At 67.0% G+C, this 18,859-nt stretch carries 15 protein-coding genes; 7 read left to right on the forward strand and 8 right to left on the reverse strand.

The window, feature by feature from the left end; translation table 11 throughout:
- Positions 1-14: 14 nt before the first annotated feature.
- Together AC27VL_RS12165 and AC27VL_RS12170 are read left to right on the forward strand one after the other, a co-directional pair.
- Positions 15-662, forward strand: coding sequence for an ABC transporter ATP-binding protein (locus tag AC27VL_RS12165; protein ID WP_033832045.1), 648 nt, complete (start codon positions 15-17; stop codon positions 660-662).
- On the forward strand, positions 659-3,172 hold the full coding sequence (locus AC27VL_RS12170) for an ABC transporter permease (protein WP_100551591.1): 2,514 nt from the start codon (positions 659-661) through the stop codon (positions 3,170-3,172). Before AC27VL_RS12165 ends, AC27VL_RS12170 begins: the two co-directional genes overlap by 4 nt.
- A 270-nt stretch (positions 3,173-3,442) precedes the next feature.
- On the opposite strand, the gene AC27VL_RS12175 is transcribed toward AC27VL_RS12170, so the two are convergent.
- The 5 genes from AC27VL_RS12175 to AC27VL_RS12195 form a co-directional block, all read right to left on the reverse strand.
- Positions 3,443-4,378: a DUF6607 family protein gene (locus tag AC27VL_RS12175; RefSeq protein WP_488766632.1), complete on the reverse strand. Its 936-nt coding sequence runs from the start codon at positions 4,376-4,378 to the stop codon at positions 3,443-3,445.
- A 72-nt stretch (positions 4,379-4,450) separates the two neighbouring features.
- The gene (locus AC27VL_RS12180; protein ID WP_089238839.1) at positions 4,451-5,050 is read right to left on the reverse strand and encodes a ChuX/HutX family heme-like substrate-binding protein; all 600 of its coding nucleotides are present in this window, start codon (positions 5,048-5,050) and stop codon (positions 4,451-4,453) included.
- A 4-nt stretch (positions 5,051-5,054) separates the two neighbouring features.
- Positions 5,055-7,274 (reverse strand): TonB-dependent hemoglobin/transferrin/lactoferrin family receptor, encoded by a 2,220-nt coding sequence (locus tag AC27VL_RS12185; protein ID WP_279324067.1) that lies wholly within the window; start codon positions 7,272-7,274, stop codon positions 5,055-5,057.
- A gap of 152 nt (positions 7,275-7,426) precedes the next feature.
- Positions 7,427-7,621 carry a hemin uptake protein HemP gene (gene hemP, locus AC27VL_RS12190; RefSeq protein WP_005412278.1) on the reverse strand — a complete coding sequence of 65 codons (195 nt, stop codon included), beginning with the start codon at positions 7,619-7,621 and terminating at the stop codon, positions 7,427-7,429.
- A 197-nt stretch (positions 7,622-7,818) separates the two neighbouring features.
- Complete coding sequence (locus AC27VL_RS12195; RefSeq protein ID WP_100551589.1) at positions 7,819-8,790, reverse strand: aldo/keto reductase; 972 nt, start codon at positions 8,788-8,790, stop codon at positions 7,819-7,821.
- Positions 8,791-8,983: 193 nt separating this feature from the next.
- On the opposite strand from AC27VL_RS12195, the gene AC27VL_RS12200 reads away from it, so the two are divergent.
- The 4 genes from AC27VL_RS12200 (at position 8,984) to AC27VL_RS12215 (ending at position 13,446) form a co-directional block, all read left to right on the forward strand.
- Positions 8,984-10,282 (forward strand): NupC/NupG family nucleoside CNT transporter, encoded by a 1,299-nt coding sequence (locus AC27VL_RS12200; protein ID WP_100551588.1) that lies wholly within the window; start codon positions 8,984-8,986, stop codon positions 10,280-10,282.
- 25 nt (positions 10,283-10,307) lie between these two features.
- Positions 10,308-11,273 (forward strand): ribokinase, encoded by a 966-nt coding sequence (locus AC27VL_RS12205; RefSeq protein ID WP_100462979.1) that lies wholly within the window; start codon positions 10,308-10,310, stop codon positions 11,271-11,273.
- 339 nt (positions 11,274-11,612) lie between these two features.
- Positions 11,613-12,608, forward strand: coding sequence for a tRNA dihydrouridine synthase DusB (dusB, locus tag AC27VL_RS12210; RefSeq protein ID WP_375070801.1), 996 nt, complete (start codon positions 11,613-11,615; stop codon positions 12,606-12,608).
- 10 nt (positions 12,609-12,618) lie between these two features.
- Positions 12,619-13,446, forward strand: coding sequence for a methyltransferase domain-containing protein (locus tag AC27VL_RS12215; protein WP_089238831.1), 828 nt, complete (start codon positions 12,619-12,621; stop codon positions 13,444-13,446).
- Positions 13,447-13,519: 73 nt separating this feature from the next.
- Here AC27VL_RS12215 and AC27VL_RS12220 read toward each other — a convergent pair whose 3' ends face one another.
- The 3 genes from AC27VL_RS12220 to olsF form a co-directional block, all read right to left on the reverse strand.
- A complete protein-coding gene (locus AC27VL_RS12220) occupies positions 13,520-14,554 on the reverse strand; it encodes a metal-dependent hydrolase (protein ID WP_191078424.1) in 1,035 nt (344 codons plus the stop codon).
- Between the two features lie 155 nt (positions 14,555-14,709).
- Complete coding sequence (locus AC27VL_RS12225) at positions 14,710-15,510, reverse strand: UDP-2,3-diacylglucosamine diphosphatase (protein ID WP_089238827.1); 801 nt, start codon at positions 15,508-15,510, stop codon at positions 14,710-14,712.
- A complete protein-coding gene (olsF, locus tag AC27VL_RS12230; protein WP_488766638.1) occupies positions 15,507-17,216 on the reverse strand; it encodes a bifunctional ornithine lipid synthase OlsF in 1,710 nt (569 codons plus the stop codon). Before olsF ends, AC27VL_RS12225 begins: the two co-directional genes overlap by 4 nt.
- 314 nt (positions 17,217-17,530) lie before the next feature.
- Between olsF and metK the strand changes: the two genes are divergently transcribed.
- Positions 17,531-18,742, forward strand: coding sequence for a methionine adenosyltransferase (metK, locus tag AC27VL_RS12235; protein ID WP_089238823.1), 1,212 nt, complete (start codon positions 17,531-17,533; stop codon positions 18,740-18,742).
- Positions 18,743-18,859: the final 117 nt, after the last annotated feature.

Below are 18,859 nucleotides of genomic sequence, written 5' to 3' on the forward strand. Positions count from 1 at the left end.
ACGTCGGCAAATCCGTGCATGGCCCGGAGGGTGAAGTCCACATACTGGACAACATCACCCTGACCGTCCATGAAGGGACCAGCGTGGCCATCGTCGGCGCCTCCGGTTCCGGCAAGACCACCCTGCTCGGCCTGCTGGCCGGGCTGGACCTGCCCAGCCGCGGCCGCATCACGCTGGCGGGCCAGGATCTGACGGCGTTGGACGAAGAAGCCCGTGCACAGCTGCGCGCACGCGACGTCGGCTTCGTGTTCCAGAGCTTCCACCTGCTGCCGGCGCTGACGGCGGCCGAAAACATCGCGCTGCCGCTGGAACTGGCGGGTCGCGAGGACCGCACGCGGGTGGATGAGGTGCTGGCTGCGGTAGGGCTCTCGCACCGCGCCCGCCACTATCCGCGGCAGCTGTCCGGCGGCGAGCAGCAGCGTGTCGCCCTCGCCCGCGCGTTCGTCAGCCGCCCGCGCATCCTGTTCGCCGATGAACCCACCGGCTCGCTGGACCAGGCCACCGGCCAGCACATCAGCGATCTGCTGTTCGAACTCAACGCCGGCAGCGGTACCACGCTGGTGCTGGTCACCCACGACCTGCGCCTGGCACAGCGCTGCCAGTACATCCATCGCATCGACAACGGCCGCCTGCAGCCGGTGGAACATGGAGTAGACGCATGAACCTGCTGCGGCATGCGTGGCGCGCGCTGCGCCGCGAAGCCCTGGCCGGTGACCTGCTGACCGTCTTCGCCGCCCTGGTACTGGGCGTGGCGGTGATGACGGCAGTGGGCACGCTGGTCAACCGGGTCAACCTGGCCCTGACCGGCAGCGCGGCGGAAATGCTCGGCGGCGACCTCGGCGTGGCCGGGCGCGACGACCCGCCTGCCGCGTTCGCCGACGAAGCGCAGCGACGCGGCCTGGCGCACACGCGGCTGGCCAGCTTCGGCAGCGTGCTGTTCCAGGGCGATGCCAGCCAGATGGCCAGCATCAAGGCCGTGGAAGCAGGCTATCCGCTGCGTGGCGCGCTGCGCGTGCGCGCTACGCCGGGCGGCGCGCTGATCGCCGATGCCGGGATGCCGGCCAAGGGCCAGGCCTATGCCGATCCACGCCTGCTGCAGGCGCTGGGCCTGAAGGCCGGCGACGATCTGGAATTCGGTGCAGGCACGCTGCGCATTGCCGGCATCATCGAATCCGAGCCCGATGCCGGCGGCGACCTGCTGACGCTGTCGCCGACCCTGCTGGTCAACCGCGCCGATGTGGAAGGCACCGGCCTGCTCGGCCCCGGCAGCCGCATCAATTACCGGCTGATGTTCGCCGGCCCGGCCACCGATATCGCTGCATTCCGGCAATGGCTGCTGCCGCAGGTGAAGGGCATGCGCCTGCTCAGCGTGAACGATACCCAGCGCGGGGTGCGCCAGGCCTTCGATCTGGCCGGTCGTTTCCTCGGCCTGAGCGCGCTGCTGGCGGTACTGCTGGCTGGCGTGGCCACCGCACTGGCTGCCAACCGGTTCGCCCTGCGTCGCATCGACCAGGTGGCGATCCTGCGCTGCCTGGGCGCACGCCAGCGCGACATCCTCGCTGGCCTGGCCCTGCAGCTGCTGATGCTGGCCGTGCCGGCCTGTGCGATCGGCATCGGCCTGGGCATGGCGGCGCAGGAAGGACTGGTGCAGGTGCTGGGCAGCCTGGTGCCGCAACGCCTGCCGCTGCCCGAAGCGATGCCCGCACTGACCGGCGCGGGGATCGGCCTGTTGCTGCTGTTCGGCTTCGGACTGCCGCCGCTGCTGCGCCTGCGTGGCGTGCCGCCGATGCGCGTGCTCAACCGCTCGTTTGCCGCCTTGCCGCCGGCCTCGCTGCTGGCCTATGTGGCCGCACTGGCGGCCAGCCTGGTGCTGGCGGTGCAGGTCACCGGCGATCTGAAGCTGGCCCTGTGGGTGCTGGGTGGCCTGGCCGGGCTGGCGGTCGCTGCAGGCGTTGTCGGGTTCCTGCTGCTGCAGCTGCTGCGTGGCCTGCAGCATCGTCTGCACGGCAACTGGCGATTGGGCCTGGCCGCGCTGACGCGGCGGCGGATGCTGGCAGTGATGCAGCTGGTGGGGCTGTCACTGTCGCTGTGCGCCCTGCTGCTGCTGGCGGTGATCGGCCCCGGCCTGCTGCAGCAGTGGCGCGAGCGCCTGCCCGCGGACACACCGAACTACTTCCTGATCAACATCCAGCCCGAGCAGCGCGACAGCGTGCTGGCCGCACTGCAGGGCCTGGGTGCGGATGATGCCAGCATCGAACCGATGGCCACCGGCCGCCTGATCGCAATCAACGGCAAACCACCGCTGCGGGTGGACCGCACGCCGGACGACGACAATCAGCCGCAGGGCGAAGGACAGCGCGACGACGATGACGAGAACCGTCCGCTGAACTTCAGTTGGCGCAGCACGTTCCCGCCGGCCAATACGCTGGTCAACGGCACGTTCTGGACGCCGGACAGCACCGCTGCCGAGGCCTCGGTGGAGATCGGCTGGGCCAAGCGCTACGGCGTGCACCCGGGCGACCGCATCACCATTGCAGTGGGCGAGCAGGAGCGCGAGTTCAGCGTCACCAGCGTGCGCAAGGCCGACTGGAACACTTTCCGGCCGAACTTCTTCGTGCTGCTGAACCCGAACGCAGTGGGCGATACACCGCACAACCTGCTGTCAGCGTTCCATCTGCCGGCGGGACAGGCGGCGGGTCTCGGGGCCCTGGTGCGTGCGCAGCCGAACCTGTCGCTGCTGGACGTGGATGCAGTGATCTCGCAGGTGCGCGATGTGATGGAACGGGTAGCGCAGGCGGTGCAGCTGGTGATGGTGTTCAGCCTGCTGGCCGGTGTGCTGGTGCTGCTGGCGGCGCTGCAGGCGACGGCTGGCGAGCGGCGCTATGACAGCGCGGTGCTGCGCACGCTGGGTGCAACGCGGCGGCAGCTGCGTGGCGCGGTACTGGTCGAGTTCGGTGCGCTGGGCGCCCTGGCGGCGCTGTTGGCGGTGGGCGCGGCAGCGGTGATCGGCGTGGCGGTGTCGCAGAAGGTGTTCGAACTGCCGCTGCTGCCGCCGTGGCCGGGTCTGCTGCTGGGTGGGCTACTCGGCATTGGCCTGAGCCTGCTGGCCGGCTGGTTGGGTACCCGGCGGATCCTGCACACGCCACCGGCACTGGCATTGCGCGAGGCCTGACGCCGTTGTGAAAGCAAAGGCATCCACGCATGGCGTGGATCTACCAGCGATAACCCCAGTAGATCCACGCCGCGCATGCCAGTAGATCCACGCCATGCGTGGATGCAGTGCCGATGGCTCCAGTAGATCCACGCCATGCGTGGATGCAGTGCCGATGGCTCAAGTAGATCCACGCCATGCGTGGATGCCGGGTGCAATCACCACCGGAGAGCGTGCCGAGCAAGCTCGGCACCCACCAGTGCAGTGCACGTCCGACACCCGCCGCAGCGATCACCCTTCCTTCGGCGCCTTTTCCACGTACTTGGCGAAGACGTCGTCGATCTGCTTGTCCTTCACCTTCTTGCCGGCCTGCACGTCCTCGGCCTGGGTGAACAACGGGATGATCATCGCCATGCCGTCGAGCTTGGTCTTCAGGTGCACGCCCGGGGCCTGGGTCAGGAAGCCGTCCCAACGCTGGCGCACCTTGCTCCAGTAGCCGGCAGTGGCCTTCCAGTAATCACGCGCCGGGGTGAAGTCGACCTCAGTGGTCCTGATGTAGTCGTTGAAGCCGAATTCGCGGGCGATTTCGACCTGACTGCCATCGGCGTTGCGCTGCACCTTGGTGTTGAACTGCTCGTGGGTCCAACCGTTCGGGGTCAGGGTGTGGCGGTTGACCACGGCCAGCGCGTTGTAATCGCTGCGCTTGGTGTACTCGCGGCGTGGCAGCGGCCGCCAGCTGATGTCGCTGGTCCAGGTCGGCACGTTGTTGCCATAGGACCACGTGCCGGTGCCGCAGTAGCGCGGTGCATCGCTGACTTCGTACACACACTGGGTCCACGCCCCCTTGTTGGTCGCGGCCGCGATGGTGCGTACCTGCCAGGTCTGGTCGGCGCTGAACTCGAAACGGTTCGGCGCTTCGTACACCCAGTCCTGACGCCAGTGCTTGGTCACGTGGCCGCTCTTGCTGTCCACCAGCAGGTGCTGCAGGACGATGCGCTTCGGGCTGTCCTCGACCACGATCACCACTTCGTTGCCGCCGCTGCGCATGGCCGGTGCGCGCTCGTAACCCGGCTTCAGCAGCACGGTCTCATCGAAGGCGAAATCCACCGTGTACTCACCCTGCATGGCCAGGATGCTGTCATGGTCGCGGGCGATGTCGGAGGGCTGCGCGCTGGCGGCGCCACTGGCGGCGAGCAGCACCATCACGCTGGCTGTCTGGAACTTCATCGGGTCTTCCTTCGGGGTTGCAGGTTTCGTGGAGAGGCCATCCTGGCCAGCAGTCGATCCATCGCAATCAGGTCACAGGCGAACCAGCGGCAGGTCGCCGGGAGCGCGCGCGGCAGGGCGGCGTGCGGCATCGGCACAACAACAGTCGTCGATCGCCAGTTCGCCTTCGGCGCCTTCCAGGCGGGCGATGCGTCGCGCGGTGGCCGCGCCGAGCGACGACAACGTGGACAGGCTGGCGGCCAGGGTCCGCCCCTCGTCGGCAGCGTGCAGGCGCAGCGTGCACAGGCGCCAGCGCTGGCCGCCGAGGTGGCCGGCCAGGCGCCGCCACAGTCGCTCGCCGACGCTGGCGTCGCTGTCGTGTTCCGGGCCTGGCGGCAGCGTCGCCACCAGCCGATCCCAGGCCAGGAAATCACTGTCCGGCAACAGGTACAGGCGCCACACGCAGCGGCCGCGTGCATCGAGGAAGCAAAGGCTTTCGCGCAGGCCCTCGCTGTCCACGCCCTGGCAGGCATGCACGCGCACTGCCTGGCGCCAGCCGCCCAGCTCGTTGCCGTCGGCGTGGTACAGGCACAACACGGTGCCGAGCGTGGCCAGCTGTGCCGGGGTCGGCCAGGCCGCGCTGTGTGGCGCGGCGGTGGAGTCATTCCTGCGTGCGGACAGTGCTCGGCTCATGAGGTCACCAGGAAACGGCGAGGCTGGCGGAGAAGGTGCGGCCGGGGCTGCTGAAGCGATCGCTCAGCGCGCGGTCGGTGATCAGGCTCGGGGTGATCGAGGACCATTCGATGTAGCGCTTGTCGGCCAGGTTGAACACGCCGACGTTGAAGGTCGCGCCCGGTGCGAAGTTCCAGTGCGCCATCAGGTCCAGCACGCCATAACCTGCCGGCTGGTAGACGAACGGCGCTGGTGCGTTCGGGTTGGTCTGCGCGGCGGGCGGCGGCAGGCGCTTCTTGCGCTGCACGAAGGTACCAGCCAGTTCGACGCCCCAGCTGTCGGTGTCGTACATCAGGCCCAGCGTGCCGCGCAGCGGGTCGACCGAGGCCAGTGGTTCGTCGTCGGTCTTGTTGTCACCACGCGACCACGCCAGCGCGCTGCGCAGTGCCCAGCCCTTCAGCGCCGGGCTGAGTTCGCCGAACTCGATGCCGGCCTTCATTTCGGCACCGTAGATGCGAGCGTCGGCGATGTTCTGCGACTGGAACACCATCAGACCCTGTGCATTGCGGCCGGTGTTGATGTTGGATTCGATGAAGTTCTTGTAGTCGTTGTAGTAGCCGCTGACGCTGACGTAGGCCGCCGGTGCGATGAAGCGCAGGCCCAGTTCGTAGCCATCGCTGGTTTCCGGCTTGAGGTCCGGGTTGGCGATGGCGGTGTAACCGAAGGCGACGTTGGTCAGGCCGATGTTGACGTCGTTGTACGGCGGCGAGCGGAAGCCACGTGCGTAGCCGGCAAACAGCGACCACTGGTCGTCGAAGCGCCAGACCATGCCCAGCTTTGGCGACACGCTGGTCTTCTTCAGCTGCGCCACGGCCGTGGTCGGATTGTCCTCGGCAAAGATGCTGTCCACTTCCGGCTTCAGCTCGTAGCGATCGACGCGCACGCCCGGCACCAGCGACAGCCGGCCATCGGCAAAGCGCATCTCGTCCTGGGCGTACAGACCCAGTTCGGTGGTCTTGCTGATCGGGAAGTCACGCACCGGGAACACATCGGGGACGATGGCCTTGCTGACCACGCCGGCCTTGCTGACCTGGTAGCCGTCGCGCTTCTGGCGGATTTCGGTACGGGTGCCTTCGAGGCCGTACGTCAGCGCGTGCTCGACCGCGCCGGTGCTGAAGGCCTTGTTGAACTGCGCCTGCAGGCCATAGGCATGCTGGTCGAAGGAGAAAACGCGGTGGCGGCGGCTGCCGTCGGTGCGGGTCTCGTCGGTCTGCTGCCGGGTTTCGCTGTTCTGCGCGTACACCTGCCAGTGCATGCTGTCGGCGAACGGCTGGTCCAGCGCATCCATCTCGTGAGCGAACGACACACGACCCCGCTTCTGCGTGTCGTGCGCCTTCATGCCGGTGGCCGAGTTGACGCCGACCGACGACAGTACGTTGGTGTCGGTGGTGTCTTCGTTGCCTTCCACCGTCAAGCGGAAGCGCTGGTCCGCGCTCGGCGCGTAGACCAGCTTGCTGAGCAGACTGCGACCGTCGCGGTCCTGCGGGTTGGCGGCAGTGCGGGTGCGGTCGTCGCTGCGCACCGTGCCCTTGTTGTCCGTTTCCTGGCCTTGGTGGTGGTTGACGTTGACCAGGCCGCTCCAGTGCTCGCCACCAAAGGCAGCAGTGGCACCGCCAAGCAGGCCCTTCCACTCACCGTCGTAGCCGAACTTCAGGCCGAAGTAGCTGTCCTTGCCGTCCTTCAGGTAATCGGCCGGATCCTTGGTGACGAAGGCGACCACACCACCCAGTGCGTCCGAGCCGTACAGCGAGCTGGCCGGTCCGCGCACGATCTCCACGCGCTTGAGCGTGTCGAGGTCGGTGAAGTTGCGATTGGCGCTGGAGAACGCGCCGATGTCGAAGCGGGTCGGCATCACGATGCCGTCGGTCTGGATGCGCACGCGGTTGCCGTCCAGGCCACGGATGCGGAAACCGTCGAGGCCGAAGCGGGTGGCATTGCGGGTGACCGACAGGCCCGGCTCGTAGCGCACCAGATCCTTGATGTCCTGCACCAGATGCCGGTCCATCTGCTCGCGGTCGATCACATCGACGGTGGCCGCGACATCGCTCACTGCCCGCTCGGTGCGGGTGGCGGTGACCTGCACCCGATCGAACTCGCGCGCGTCGGGCGCGGCATCGGCAGCAGCATGGGCGGACAGCGGCAGGGCCATCCACAGGGCAATGGAAAGGGCGGTCGGGCGGGTCATCGGCATCATTCGGTCAGGCAGGGGAACCCCCGGCCACCGCCACACCAAGCAGGCATGAACGGTAGACCGAGGGGGAGAGAGCAGGAGCGGACGGGTCGCCCACCCTGTCGGCGCTGCCGACAGGAGGGAGGGAGGCGGGCGACCAGACCGCGTTACTTGGTCAGGATCAGCTTGTCGTTGCTGGTATGACGCAGCCGGTAGAAACGGTCACCGTGCTGGATCAGGATTTCACGACGGCCCTTGAGCAGGGCTTCGCTGTCGATGACCTCTTCCGGCGGCACGACACGAACCGGGCGGTCGCGGAGGGTCAGCGTTTCGGGGCGCAGCAGTACAGGTTGAGCATTCATGAGCATCTGGACTCGTGCGAGGGACGAGTTAAATGATAATGATTCTCAGTTGACAATCAACAATCATTCTCAACTTAATTGATGGAATTAATGATCGAAATTTCAATTTCGATAGCCTTTGCCTATTGCAATAGGTGCAATTGGGCGCGGTAAGGCCGGCCGAGCGTGGGCTCGGCCCTACAACCTGTCCTCGGCCCTCAGGCGAATACGGCTTCCACCTGAGCCCAGCCGGCGTCGTCCACCTGCGCCAGCACGTCCAGCGCCTGCAGGTTCTGCAGCAGCTGGCTGACCCGGCTGGCGCCGAGGATCACACTGGACACGTTCGGATTGCGCAGGCACCAGGCGATGGCCAGGCTGGCCGGGGCGTGGCCCAGGTCGCGCGCCACGGCACTGAAGCGACGCACCCGGGCCAGGCGCGCATCGGCGTTGTCGCCCAGCACCAGGTCCTGCAGCCAGCCCATGCCCTCGCGTCCCAGGCGTGCATCGGCCGGGACGCCGTCGTCGTACTTGCCGCTCAGCAGGCCCGAGGCCAGCGGCGAGAAGATCGTGGTGCCCAGCCCGGCGGTGGCATACAGCGGCGCGTACTCCACTTCCACCCGCTCCCGATGCAGCAGGTTGTACTGCGGCTGCTCCATCGACGGTGCCTGCAGGTTGTGGCGCGCGGCGATGTCCACCGCTTCCTGGATCTGGTTGGCCGACCATTCCGACGTGCCCCAGTACAGCACCTTGCCCTGCCTGACCAGGGTGTCCATGGCATGCACCGTTTCAGCGATCGGAGCGTCCGGATCCGGACGATGACAGTAATAAAGGTCCAGGTACTCCACCCGCAGGCGCTTGAGCGCAGCATGGCAGGCGTCGGTCACATGCTTGCGCGACAGGCCACGCTGGGTCGGCCGCGGGTCCTGGGCACTGCCGAAGAACACCTTGCTCGACACGCAGAAACCATCGCGCGGCAGGCGCAGGTCGGCAATCACATCGCCCATCACCTGCTCGGCGCGGCCGTTGGCATAGCCCTCGGCGTTGTCGAAGAAGTTGATGCCATGGTCCCAGGCCGCCGCCACCAGGTTGCGCGCCTCATCGCGTGGCACCTGGTCGCCGAAGGTCACCCAGGCGCCGAAGGACAGGGCGGACATCGGCAGGCCGGTGGAGCCAAGGCGACGGTAGAGCATGCGATTCTCCTGCTGCGGGCCCGCATACGGGCCGGGATCAAGCCACCATTCTACCTGTCCCGGCAGGCGCAACCCCTTGCTGTTGCTGGCCTGATCGGAGCCGATGGCCGCGTGCAGACCGCTTTTCCTTGCTCCGGCCCCTGCCCTGCACTAGGCTTCCCGTTTTTCGCGACGCCCCAGGGGAGTCACTCAGATGGTCGAAGGTTTGGGCAGGATCGGCTTCGGCCTGTTCGGTTTGGCGGTGCTGATCGGCATCACCTGGCTGTTTTCCAACAACAAGCGCGCGGTGGACTGGAAGCTGGTCGCCACCGGCATCTCCCTGCAGATCGCATTTGCGGCACTGGTGATCCTGGTACCGGGCGGGCGCGACGTGTTCGATGCGCTGGGCCAGGGCTTCGTGAAGGTGCTGAGCTTCGTCAACGAGGGTTCAAGCTTCATCTTCGGCTCGTTGATGGACACCAAGAACTACGGTTTCATCTTCGCCTTCCAGGTGCTGCCGACGATCATCTTCTTCTCGGCGCTGATGGGGGTCATGTACCACCTCAACGTCATGCAGGCGATCGTGCGGGTGATGGCCTGGTCGATCACCAAGGTGATGCGCGTGTCCGGTGCGGAAACCACCAGCGTCTGCGCCAGCGTGTTCATCGGCCAGACCGAGGCACCGCTGACGGTGCGTCCGTACATCGCCAAGATGACCCAGTCCGAGCTGCTGACGATGATGATCGGCGGCATGGCCCATATCGCCGGCGGCGTGCTTGCCGCGTACGTGGGCATGCTCGGCGGCGGCGATCCGGTGCAGCAGGCGTTCTACGCCAAGCATCTGCTGGCGGCCAGCATCATGGCGGCCCCGGCCACCCTGGTCGTGGCCAAGCTGCTGATTCCGGAAACCGGCACCCCGCTGACCCGCGGTACGGTCAAGATGGAAGTGGAGAAGACCTCCAGCAACATCATCGACGCGGCTGCTGCCGGTGCCGGTGATGGCCTGAAGCTGGCACTGAACATCGGTGCGATGCTGCTGGCCTTCATCGCCCTGATCGCGCTGCTCAATGCACCGCTGACCTGGCTCGGTGAAGTCACCGGCCTGGCGGCTGCGATCGGCAAGCCGACCGACCTGTCGACCATCTTCGGCTACGTGCTGGCACCGATCGCCTGGGTGATCGGCACCCCGTGGGCCGACGCCACCACCGTCGGTTCGCTGATCGGCCAGAAGGTCGTGATCAACGAGTTCGTCGCCTACACCGAACTGTCGCGTATCGTGAACGGCCAGGTTCCAGGCATGAGCCTGTCCGAAGAAGGTCGCCTGATCGCCACCTATGCCCTGTGCGGCTTCGCCAATTTCAGTTCGATTGCGATCCAGATCGGCGGCATCGGCGGTCTGGCACCGGAACGTCGCCACGATCTAGCCAAGTTCGGCCTGCGCGCGGTGCTGGGCGGTACCATCGCAACCTTCATGACGGCTACCATCGCCGGCGTGCTGACGCATTTCAGCTGAACCCTTGTTTGAGAAAAGATTCCCTATGAGCAGCAGTGTCGTTGTCGTCGGTTCCTTCAATGTCGATCACGTGTGGCGGTGCGAGTCGCTGCCGGCACCGGGTGCGACCATTGCCGGCCGCTACAGCACCGGTCCGGGTGGCAAGGGCTTCAACCAGGCCGTTGCCGCCTGCCGTGCCGGCGCTGACACCAGCTTCCTGTGTGCGCTGGGCGACGACGCAGGTGGTGCCACTGCCCGTGACCTGGCCGCGCAGGATGGTTTCGCGCTGATCGCCGAAGCCAGCAGCGAGCCGACCGGCACCGCCGGCATCTATGTCGATGCCCGTGGCCGCAACACCATCGTCATCGGCCCGGGTGCCAACGCGGCGCTGAGCACCGACTTCGTGCAGCAACAGCAGGCCCTGCTGACCGGCGCCAAGGTGGTGCTGGTGCAGCTGGAATCGCCGGTGCAGACCATCGAAGCGGCGCTGGCCGTGGCCCGTGAGGCCGGTGTCACCACCGTTCTCAACGCCGCCCCGGCTGATGCCCCGTCGAGCATCGGCCTGCTCAAGCTGGCCGATGTGATTACCCCGAACGAGACCGAGTTCGCTGCCCTGCTCGGCCGTCATGTCGGTGAGCGCGTAGATGCCAACGACGTCGCCGCGCTCGATGGCGCCAGCCTGCATGCGCTGTGCCGCAAGCTGGTCGGCAACGGCACGGTAGTGGTGACCCTGGGTTCGGTGGGCGTGTTCGTGTCGCATGCCGACGAGCACCTGCGTGGTGACACCCAGCCGTACTACCGCGTGGGTGCCGAACAGGTGCAGGCGATCGACACCACCGGTGCCGGCGATGCCTTCAACGGTGCGCTGGTGGCCTCGATCGCCCAGGTGCCGGACGCTCCGTTCGCCCGCCACGTGCGCTTCGCCAACCAGTTCGCCGGTCGTTCGACCGAGAAGGAAGGCGCGGCCGCGGCGATGCCGCGCTTCACCCCGGCTGACGCCGAAGTGAAGTAACGCATCATCCCCGCGGGGATGATGATCGGGCCCGGGCATGCAGATGCCCGGGCCTTTTCACATTCGTGGGCAAGGCCCCATCCACGCATGGCGTGGATCTACCGGGACGCGGGGCGCGAAGGCCGCATCCGCGCGGGTCGGGCCCGCAGTAGATCCACGCCATGCGTGAATGCGCGTTGCCGGAACACCCAGCCGACCACCATCGCCTGCCCTTGGGGGCGACGGAAGCAACCGTCAAGCATCTGTTGATGCCCGTCCGGCATGAGGTCGGTCCGGATCGGCCTGAACCGGCAGGCCGGCAACCCCGCCGGGGCGCCGGCCGCGCCCTACAATGGGCGCATGCAGATCGGCCCGTACTCCATTGCCCCCAACGTCGTGCTTGCGCCCATGGCCGGCGTCACCGACAAGCCCTTCCGCCTGCTGTGCAAACGGCTGGGCGCGGGCCTGGCCGCCTCGGAAATGACCATCAGCGACCCGCGCTTCTGGAACACGCGCAAGTCGATCCACCGCATGGACCATGCCGGTGAACCCGCGCCGATCAGCGTGCAGATCGCCGGTACCGAGCCGCAGCAGCTGGCCGAGGCGGCGCGTTACAACGTCGACCATGGCGCGCAGATCATCGACATCAACATGGGCTGCCCGGCCAAGAAGGTGTGCAACGCCTGGGCGGGCTCTGCGCTGATGCGCGATGAGCAGCTGGTCGCGCGCATCCTGGAAGCGGTGGTCAACGCGGTGGACGTACCGGTGACGCTGAAGATCCGCACCGGCTGGGATTGCGACCACCGCAATGGCCCGGTCATCGCCCGCATCGCCGAGGCCAGTGGCATCGCCGCCCTGGCCGTGCACGGCCGTACCCGCGACCAGCACTACACCGGCCAGGCCGAGTACGCCACGATCGGCGAGATCAAAGCCGCATTGCGCATCCCGGTGATCGCCAACGGCGATATCGATTCGCCGCAGAAGGCCGCCTTCGTACTGCAGCAGACCGGCGTGGACGCGGTGATGATCGGCCGCTCCGCACAGGGCCGGCCGTGGATCTTCCGCGAGGTGGCGCATTACCTGGCCACTGGCGAGGAACTGCCGCCGCCGTCGCTGGACGAAGTGCGCGACATCCTGCTCAGCCACCTGCACGCACTGCACGATTTCTATGGCGAACCGCAGGGCGTGCGCATCGCACGCAAGCACCTGGGCTGGTACGCCAAGGACCGGCCGGAGAATGCCGCGTTCCGCGCGGTAGTGAACCGCGCCGAGGATCCGGCCAGCCAGATCGCACTGACCACCGACTATTTCGACCGCCTGATCGCCGGGGAACCGGCGATGTCTTCTGCTGCCTGAGCCCGCCATCATGACCCCGCCGATTTCTTCCCCGACCTACCTGCACGGGTTCTCCGGCACCGAACAGCAGCGCCTGATGACGCAGGCGCGCCTGCTGGAATCGAGCATCTTCGGCCAGATCGATTACAGCGGCGCAAAGCGCCTGCTGGAAGTCGGCAGCGGCGTGGGTGCACAGACCGAGATCCTGCTGCGCCGCTTCCCCGAGCTGCACGTGACCGGCGTGGACCTGAGCGAGACCCAGCTGGAAACCGCACGCGAGAATCTGGCGCGCACGCCGTGGTGCAGCGACCGTTACACGCTGCAGCAGGCTGATGCCGGTGAACTGCCGTTCGAGGCGCGCACCTTCGATGCGGCCTTCCTGTGCTGGGTACTGGAACACGTGCCCTCGCCCGCGCGCGTGCTGAGTGAAGTACGCCGCGTACTCGCCCCGGGCTCGCCGGTGTACATCACCGAGGTGATGAATGCCTCGTTCCTGCTTGATCCGTATTCGCCGCACATCTGGCGCTACTGGATGGCCTTCAATGACTTCCAGTACGACCATGGCGGTGACCCGTTCGTCGGCGCCAAGCTGGGCAATCTGCTGCTGGCCGGCGGCTTCCGCGATGTGCACACCGAGATCAAGACCATCCACCTGGACAACCGCGAACCGGCACGTCGCAAGACGATGATCGCGTTCTGGGAACAGCTGCTGCTGTCGGCGGCCGATCAGCTGCTGCAGGCCGGCACGGTGGACGAAGAAACGGTGGAGGGCATGCGTCGCGAGTTCCGGCTGGTGCAGAACGATCCGAACGCGGTGTTCTTCTATTCGTTCGTGCAGGGCCGCGCAACGGTGTATTGAGCGGCCTGCGGTACGGGCCATCCATGCGTGGCTGCCGCCGCCGATGCATACGCCATCCACGCATGGCGTGGATCTACTGTTCGGGTTCGTGCCAGATGCGCTGCCACATGGCCGACAACCGGCGACCGGCATCGGCACGCGCGGCCGGGCTGCTGTAATCCACCCGCAGCTGCTCGGGCACGATCGCGCGCCACTGGCCGTCAACCTGCTCGGCCACCGCGAAGTTGAAGGTGTAGTCCGGCTCCAGGCCCATGCGCAGGTCGCTCAGCACCAGCCGGCCCTCCACCACCTGTGCGCGCATGAAGCCACGGTTGAACCACTGCAGGCGCTGTACTGCCGGAATTCCCGCTGCTTCGCGCAATGCCTGCACGTTGGACGGATGCCCCTCGAAACGCATCGGCGCGTGGTCGGCCACCACCGAGTGGTCACCGACCACATAGCCATTCGGGGTCATCGCCACCACCCGCCAGAGCAGGGTATTGAACGGCATCGGCACCGAGAACCGCGGCGCGTCACCCAGGCCCATCGCGGCCAGGCTCTGCTGCGCGGCACGGTCGACCTGTGCCTTGGCGATCAGCCCCCAGCCCAGGTACGCACTGCTGAGCAGCAAGGCAACGCCGAGCGCTTTGCCCGCCCACGGCCGCGCCCGACCGAACCAGGCCAGCACGCAGCCCAGCAGCAGCCACACCGTGTAGCCGGGATCGATGATGAAGACACTCGAACCCATCGCCGGATGCGGCTGCAACGGCCACCACAGCTGCGTGCCGTAGACGGTGAACGCATCCAGCACGGGGTGGGTGACCAAGGCCAGCTGGATCGCCCAGAACCAGCGCACCGGTGACTGCGCCACCCTGCCGTTGCCGAAGCGCTTGAACAGCCACCAGATCAACGCGGCTACCCACGGCAGCACCAGCAGCGAATGGCTGAAACTGCGGTGGTCGGTCATGTTCGCCACCGGGTCGGCGGCGGCAAAGCCCAGCCACAAGGCGTCCAGGTCCGGCAGGGTACCGAGCGCGGCACCGGCCAGCAGAGCGGCACGGCGGTGTCCGGGCGGGGCGATGGCGGCAGCGACGGCGCCGCCGAGAACGATCTGGGTCAATGAGTCCATCGGCCGATGCTAGCGGGTTGCGCCCGGTGTATGTAGAGCTGAGCCCATGCTCGGCTGCTCTTCGTTCGGCGCCACGACAGCCGAGCATGGGCTCGGCTCTACAGGGGGACCACCTTGCACGCCCGTCGAGCATGGCTCGACGCTACAGGAGCGGTTTACGCCGCCTGCGACAACCGCGCGCCGGGCAGCTCGACCAGTGTCTGCCCGTTGTGGTCCAGCAGCCGCAATGCGCCGTCGTGGTCCTCGGCCAGGGCGGTCAGGCTCTCCACCCAGTCACCGTCATTGGCATAGACCAGACCGTCACGCTCGATCAGTGCGGCGCGGTGGATGTGTCCGCAGACGATGCCATCCAGGCCACGCCGGCGCACATCATCCAGACCGGCCTGCACGAAGCGCTCGATGTAGCGTTCGGCCGCACTGCTCTGCCGTTTCAGGAATTCGGACAGCGACCAGTAGCGCATTCCGAGTCGACGCCGCACCGCGTTCAACAGATGGTTGCCGGTGAGGATGCGGTAGTACAGCCAGTCACCAAACCGCTCCTGCAGGCCACCGAAGTGGGTGACACCGTCATAGTCGTCGCCATGCGCCACCAGCAGCCGGCGGCCATCGGCCGTGGTGTGGATCGCGCGGCGGCGCACCTGCATCGCCGGCAGCATCAGGCCACACACCTGGCGCAACGAAGCGTCGTGGTTGCCGGGGATGTAGATGATCTCGGTACCGGCGCGTCGCAGCGCGTGCAGGGCCAGAATGACGTCGCTGTGCGACTGCCGCCAGTTGGCGCGCCGGTGTGCCATCCACCACAGGTCGATGATGTCGCCGACCAGGTACAGGCGCTCGCAGCGCAGCGTGCCGAGGAAACGCGCAAGCTCGGTGGCGTGGCAATGCCGCGACCCCAGATGCACATCGGAGACGAACACGGCACGACGATGCGGTGCCAGGTTCGCCAGCGTGCTCATGCCGGCATCCCCGCATCGCGCAGGTAGCGTTTGCGCTTGTGTGGCCGGATCGCGTGCAGGTCGACTTCGATCAGGCCATCGATCGAGTCGCTGAAATCCGGGTCGACGCCGAACGCCAGGAACCGAGCACCGCCGGGTTCGCACAGGTCGGTGTACTGCCGGTACAAGGTGGGCACGCCGGTGCCGAGCGCGGCAAGGTTGGCTTTGAGCACGTCGAAGGCGGCCGCCGCATCCAGTTCGCCGAAGCACGGTGGCGCGGCGAAGTACTGGAACGGCCGGTTCGATTGCACCCGACCATCGGCCGCGCCGTAGTAACGCTGGTAATAGGCCACCAGCTGCTCGCGCGCATCGCGGGGCAAGGCGGCGCTGATCGACACCGCACCGAACAGATAACGGATGCCGGGCTGGCATTGCAGATAGGCGCCGATGCCCTGCCACAGGTAATCCAGGCTGCGGCTGCCCCAGTAATCGGGCACCACGAAGCTGCGGCCCAGTTCCAGGCCTTCGGCAATGCGTGGAATGGCATCGTCGGAATAGCGGAACAGGGAGGCACTGTAGAGTCCGGCCAGGCCCCGACGCGCCAACGCCTGCGCGCCACGCATGATCCGGTAGGCACCGGCGATGCGCTGGGCGGTGCCGTCCCAGATCACGATGTGCTGGTAGTGCAGGTCGAAGTCGTCCAGGTCGCGACTGCGCCCCGTGCCCTCGCCCACCTGGCGGAAGGTCAGTTCGCGCAGCCGCCCCAGCTCGTGCAGCAACGGCGAATCGGCCGCGCAGCTGGCCAGCAGGATCTGTTTGCCATCGGCGGTCTGCCCCAGCAGGGTTGCAGCGGCAATCCCAGCGGCAACCTGTGCAGGCGGCATCGGGGCGGCCAGCGGCTCGGGCCCTGCAGGGCAGCCTTCGGCGACCGGCGTAGTGCGCCCCAGGGCGTACACCGCGCGGCGCACCGCCAGCAGCTGCGCGCCGGGGTCACCCTGCCCCAACTGCATCGGTTCGCCGATGCGCAGCCGCAGTGGCCGGCCACGGCGGGCGAACATCTCGCGTGCCAGCAATGCTGTACCGGCCGGCTTGAACAGGGTCGAAGCGCCGTAGAACAGCGCGGAGTTGCGCGCTTCCACCCGCACCGGCAGCACCGGTGCGGCGGCGGCACGGGCAAAGCGGACAAACCCCCGCTGCCAGCGACCATCGCGGATGCCGAGCAGCGACAACCGCGAGACCTCGCCGGCCGGGAACACGATCACGCACTGCTCGGCCGCCAGCGCCTGCTCCACCGCCTGCAGGCTGGTGCGCTGGACCTTGCCACCGAGGATGCGCACCGGCAGCAGCAGGTCCTGCAGCGGCCCGATCGCGCCCAGCAGATCGTTGGCCACGATGCGTACGTCGCGGCGGATGCGGCCGACTGCATCCAGCAGGGCCAAGGCATCCAGCGCACCGGAAGGGTGATTGGCCACGATCAACAGGCGGCCGGCGGCCGGAATCCGCGCCAGCGCGGCGGAGTCCACGTGGTAGCGGCCCTCGATGAAATCCAGTCCGGCGGCGACAAAGTCGAAACCGCGCACGTTGGCATTGCGGCGCAGGAACTCCTCGATCCGGTCCAGCCGCGACCAGCGTCCGACGCTGCGCAGCAGGGGCCGGGCCAGTTGGCCGCGACGGCCATGGAACCAGTCGGGATAGCGTTGCTGCAGACGCTGTTCGAGTTCCTGCATGGCGTGTCCACTCCTGCCCGGCGGCCGGGTTGGCCGAGAGCCTGCGCCCAGGACGCGGCAGCCAGATGGCGGTTTGGCGGCAGAATGATGACGGCGCCTGCACCGGCCCATCCGGGCCCGGCGGGGGGCGGCAATGGTCACGCCAGTGGAACACTGCCTGTGCACGATGCCCCCGCAATGCCCGCCAGGCCTTGCCCTGCCGGGCACAACACCTTAACCACCGGCAACCCATACGGGTTCACAATGCACAGGCGGCGCACCCCGTGTATCATTCGCGCCCATCTTTCCATCCGAATCAAAGGATATTAAGCCTGATGTCCAGCTACCTCTTCACCTCCGAGTCGGTCTCTGAAGGCCATCCGGACAAGGTTGCCGACCAGATCTCCGATGCGGTGCTGGACGCGATCCTGACCCAGGACCAGCGCGCCCGTGTGGCCTGCGAGACCATGGTCAAGACCGGCGTTGCCATCGTTGCCGGCGAGATCACCACCAGCGCCTGGATCGACCTGGAAGCGCTGACCCGCAAGGTCATCGTGGACATCGGCTATGACAGCTCCGAAGTCGGCTTCGACGGCGCCACCTGCGGCGTGCTGAACCTGATCGGCAAGCAGTCCCCGCACATCGCCCAGGGCGTTGACCGCAAGAAGCCGGAAGAAATGGGCGCTGGCGACCAGGGCCTGATGTTCGGCTATGCCACCAACGAAACCGACAGCTACATGCCGGCGGCGATCCACCTGTCGCACCGCCTGGTCGAGCAGCAGGCCAAGATCCGCAAGAAGCGCAACTCGCCGCTGTCCTGGCTGCGTCCGGATGCCAAGAGCCAGGTCACCCTGCGCTATGAAAACGGCGTGGTCTCGGCCATCGACGCGGTGGTCCTGTCGACCCAGCACGCCCCGGGCATCAAGCAGAAGGACCTCATCGAGGCCGTCCGCGAAGAGATCATCAAGCCGGTGCTGCCGGCCAAGTGGCTGCACAAGGGCACCAAGTTCCACATCAACCCGACCGGCAAGTTCGAGATCGGCGGCCCGGTGGGCGACTGCGGTCTGACCGGCCGCAAGATCATCGTCGACACCTACGGCGGCTGGGCCCGTCACGGTGGTGGCGCGTTCTCCGGCAAGGACCCGTCCAAGGTCGACCGTTCGGCCGCCTACGCTGCCCGCTACGTTGCCAAGAACGTGGTTGCCGCCGGCCTGGCCGACCGTTGCGAAGTGCAGGTCTCCTACGCCATCGGCGTGGCTGAGCCGACCTCGATCTCGGTCACCACCTTCGGCACCGGCAAGATCAGCGACGACAAGATCGAGAAGCTGATCCGCAAGCACTTCGACCTGCGCCCGTACGGCATCATCAAGATGCTGGACCTGATCCACCCGATGTACCAGCAGACCGCGGCCTACGGCCACTTCGGCCGCAAGCCGAAGGAGTTCAGCTACATCAACGGCGAAGGCGAGACCGTCAACGCCACGGCCTTCTCCTGGGAGAAGACCGATCGCGCCGCCGCCCTGCGCGCCGATGCGAAGCTGAAGTAAGACAGACGAAGGGCCGCGAAAGCGGCCCTTCTGCTTCCTGTAGAGCCGAGCCCATGTTCGGCTTTCTTTTTGTCTGCGCCAAGAGCAGCCGAGCATGGGCTCGGCTCTACACGAGCC

The sequence above is a fragment of the Stenotrophomonas sp. 14P6.2.3 genome (genome assembly GCF_057799055.1).

What these genes read in the sequence shown, in the direction of transcription:
- AC27VL_RS12185 (WP_279324067.1), bottom strand. Translation starts at nt 7,274, where the DNA reads ATGACCCGCCCGACCGCCCTTTCCATTGCCCTGTGGATGGCCCTGCCG.
- dusB (WP_375070801.1), top strand. Translation starts at nt 11,613, where the DNA reads ATGCAGATCGGCCCGTACTCCATTGCCCCCAACGTCGTGCTTGCGCCC.
- AC27VL_RS12170 (WP_100551591.1), top strand. Translation starts at nt 659, where the DNA reads ATGAACCTGCTGCGGCATGCGTGGCGCGCGCTGCGCCGCGAAGCCCTG.
- AC27VL_RS12215 (WP_089238831.1), top strand. Translation starts at nt 12,619, where the DNA reads ATGACCCCGCCGATTTCTTCCCCGACCTACCTGCACGGGTTCTCCGGC.
- AC27VL_RS12220 (WP_191078424.1), bottom strand. Translation starts at nt 14,554, where the DNA reads ATGGACTCATTGACCCAGATCGTTCTCGGCGGCGCCGTCGCTGCCGCC.
- hemP (WP_005412278.1), bottom strand. Translation starts at nt 7,621, where the DNA reads ATGAATGCTCAACCTGTACTGCTGCGCCCCGAAACGCTGACCCTCCGC.
- AC27VL_RS12200 (WP_100551588.1), top strand. Translation starts at nt 8,984, where the DNA reads ATGGTCGAAGGTTTGGGCAGGATCGGCTTCGGCCTGTTCGGTTTGGCG.
- AC27VL_RS12225 (WP_089238827.1), bottom strand. Translation starts at nt 15,510, where the DNA reads ATGAGCACGCTGGCGAACCTGGCACCGCATCGTCGTGCCGTGTTCGTC.
- olsF (WP_488766638.1), bottom strand. Translation starts at nt 17,216, where the DNA reads ATGCAGGAACTCGAACAGCGTCTGCAGCAACGCTATCCCGACTGGTTC.
- metK (WP_089238823.1), top strand. Translation starts at nt 17,531, where the DNA reads ATGTCCAGCTACCTCTTCACCTCCGAGTCGGTCTCTGAAGGCCATCCG.
- AC27VL_RS12205 (WP_100462979.1), top strand. Translation starts at nt 10,308, where the DNA reads ATGAGCAGCAGTGTCGTTGTCGTCGGTTCCTTCAATGTCGATCACGTG.
- AC27VL_RS12175 (WP_488766632.1), bottom strand. Translation starts at nt 4,378, where the DNA reads ATGAAGTTCCAGACAGCCAGCGTGATGGTGCTGCTCGCCGCCAGTGGC.
- AC27VL_RS12195 (WP_100551589.1), bottom strand. Translation starts at nt 8,790, where the DNA reads ATGCTCTACCGTCGCCTTGGCTCCACCGGCCTGCCGATGTCCGCCCTG.
- AC27VL_RS12180 (WP_089238839.1), bottom strand. Translation starts at nt 5,050, where the DNA reads ATGAGCCGAGCACTGTCCGCACGCAGGAATGACTCCACCGCCGCGCCA.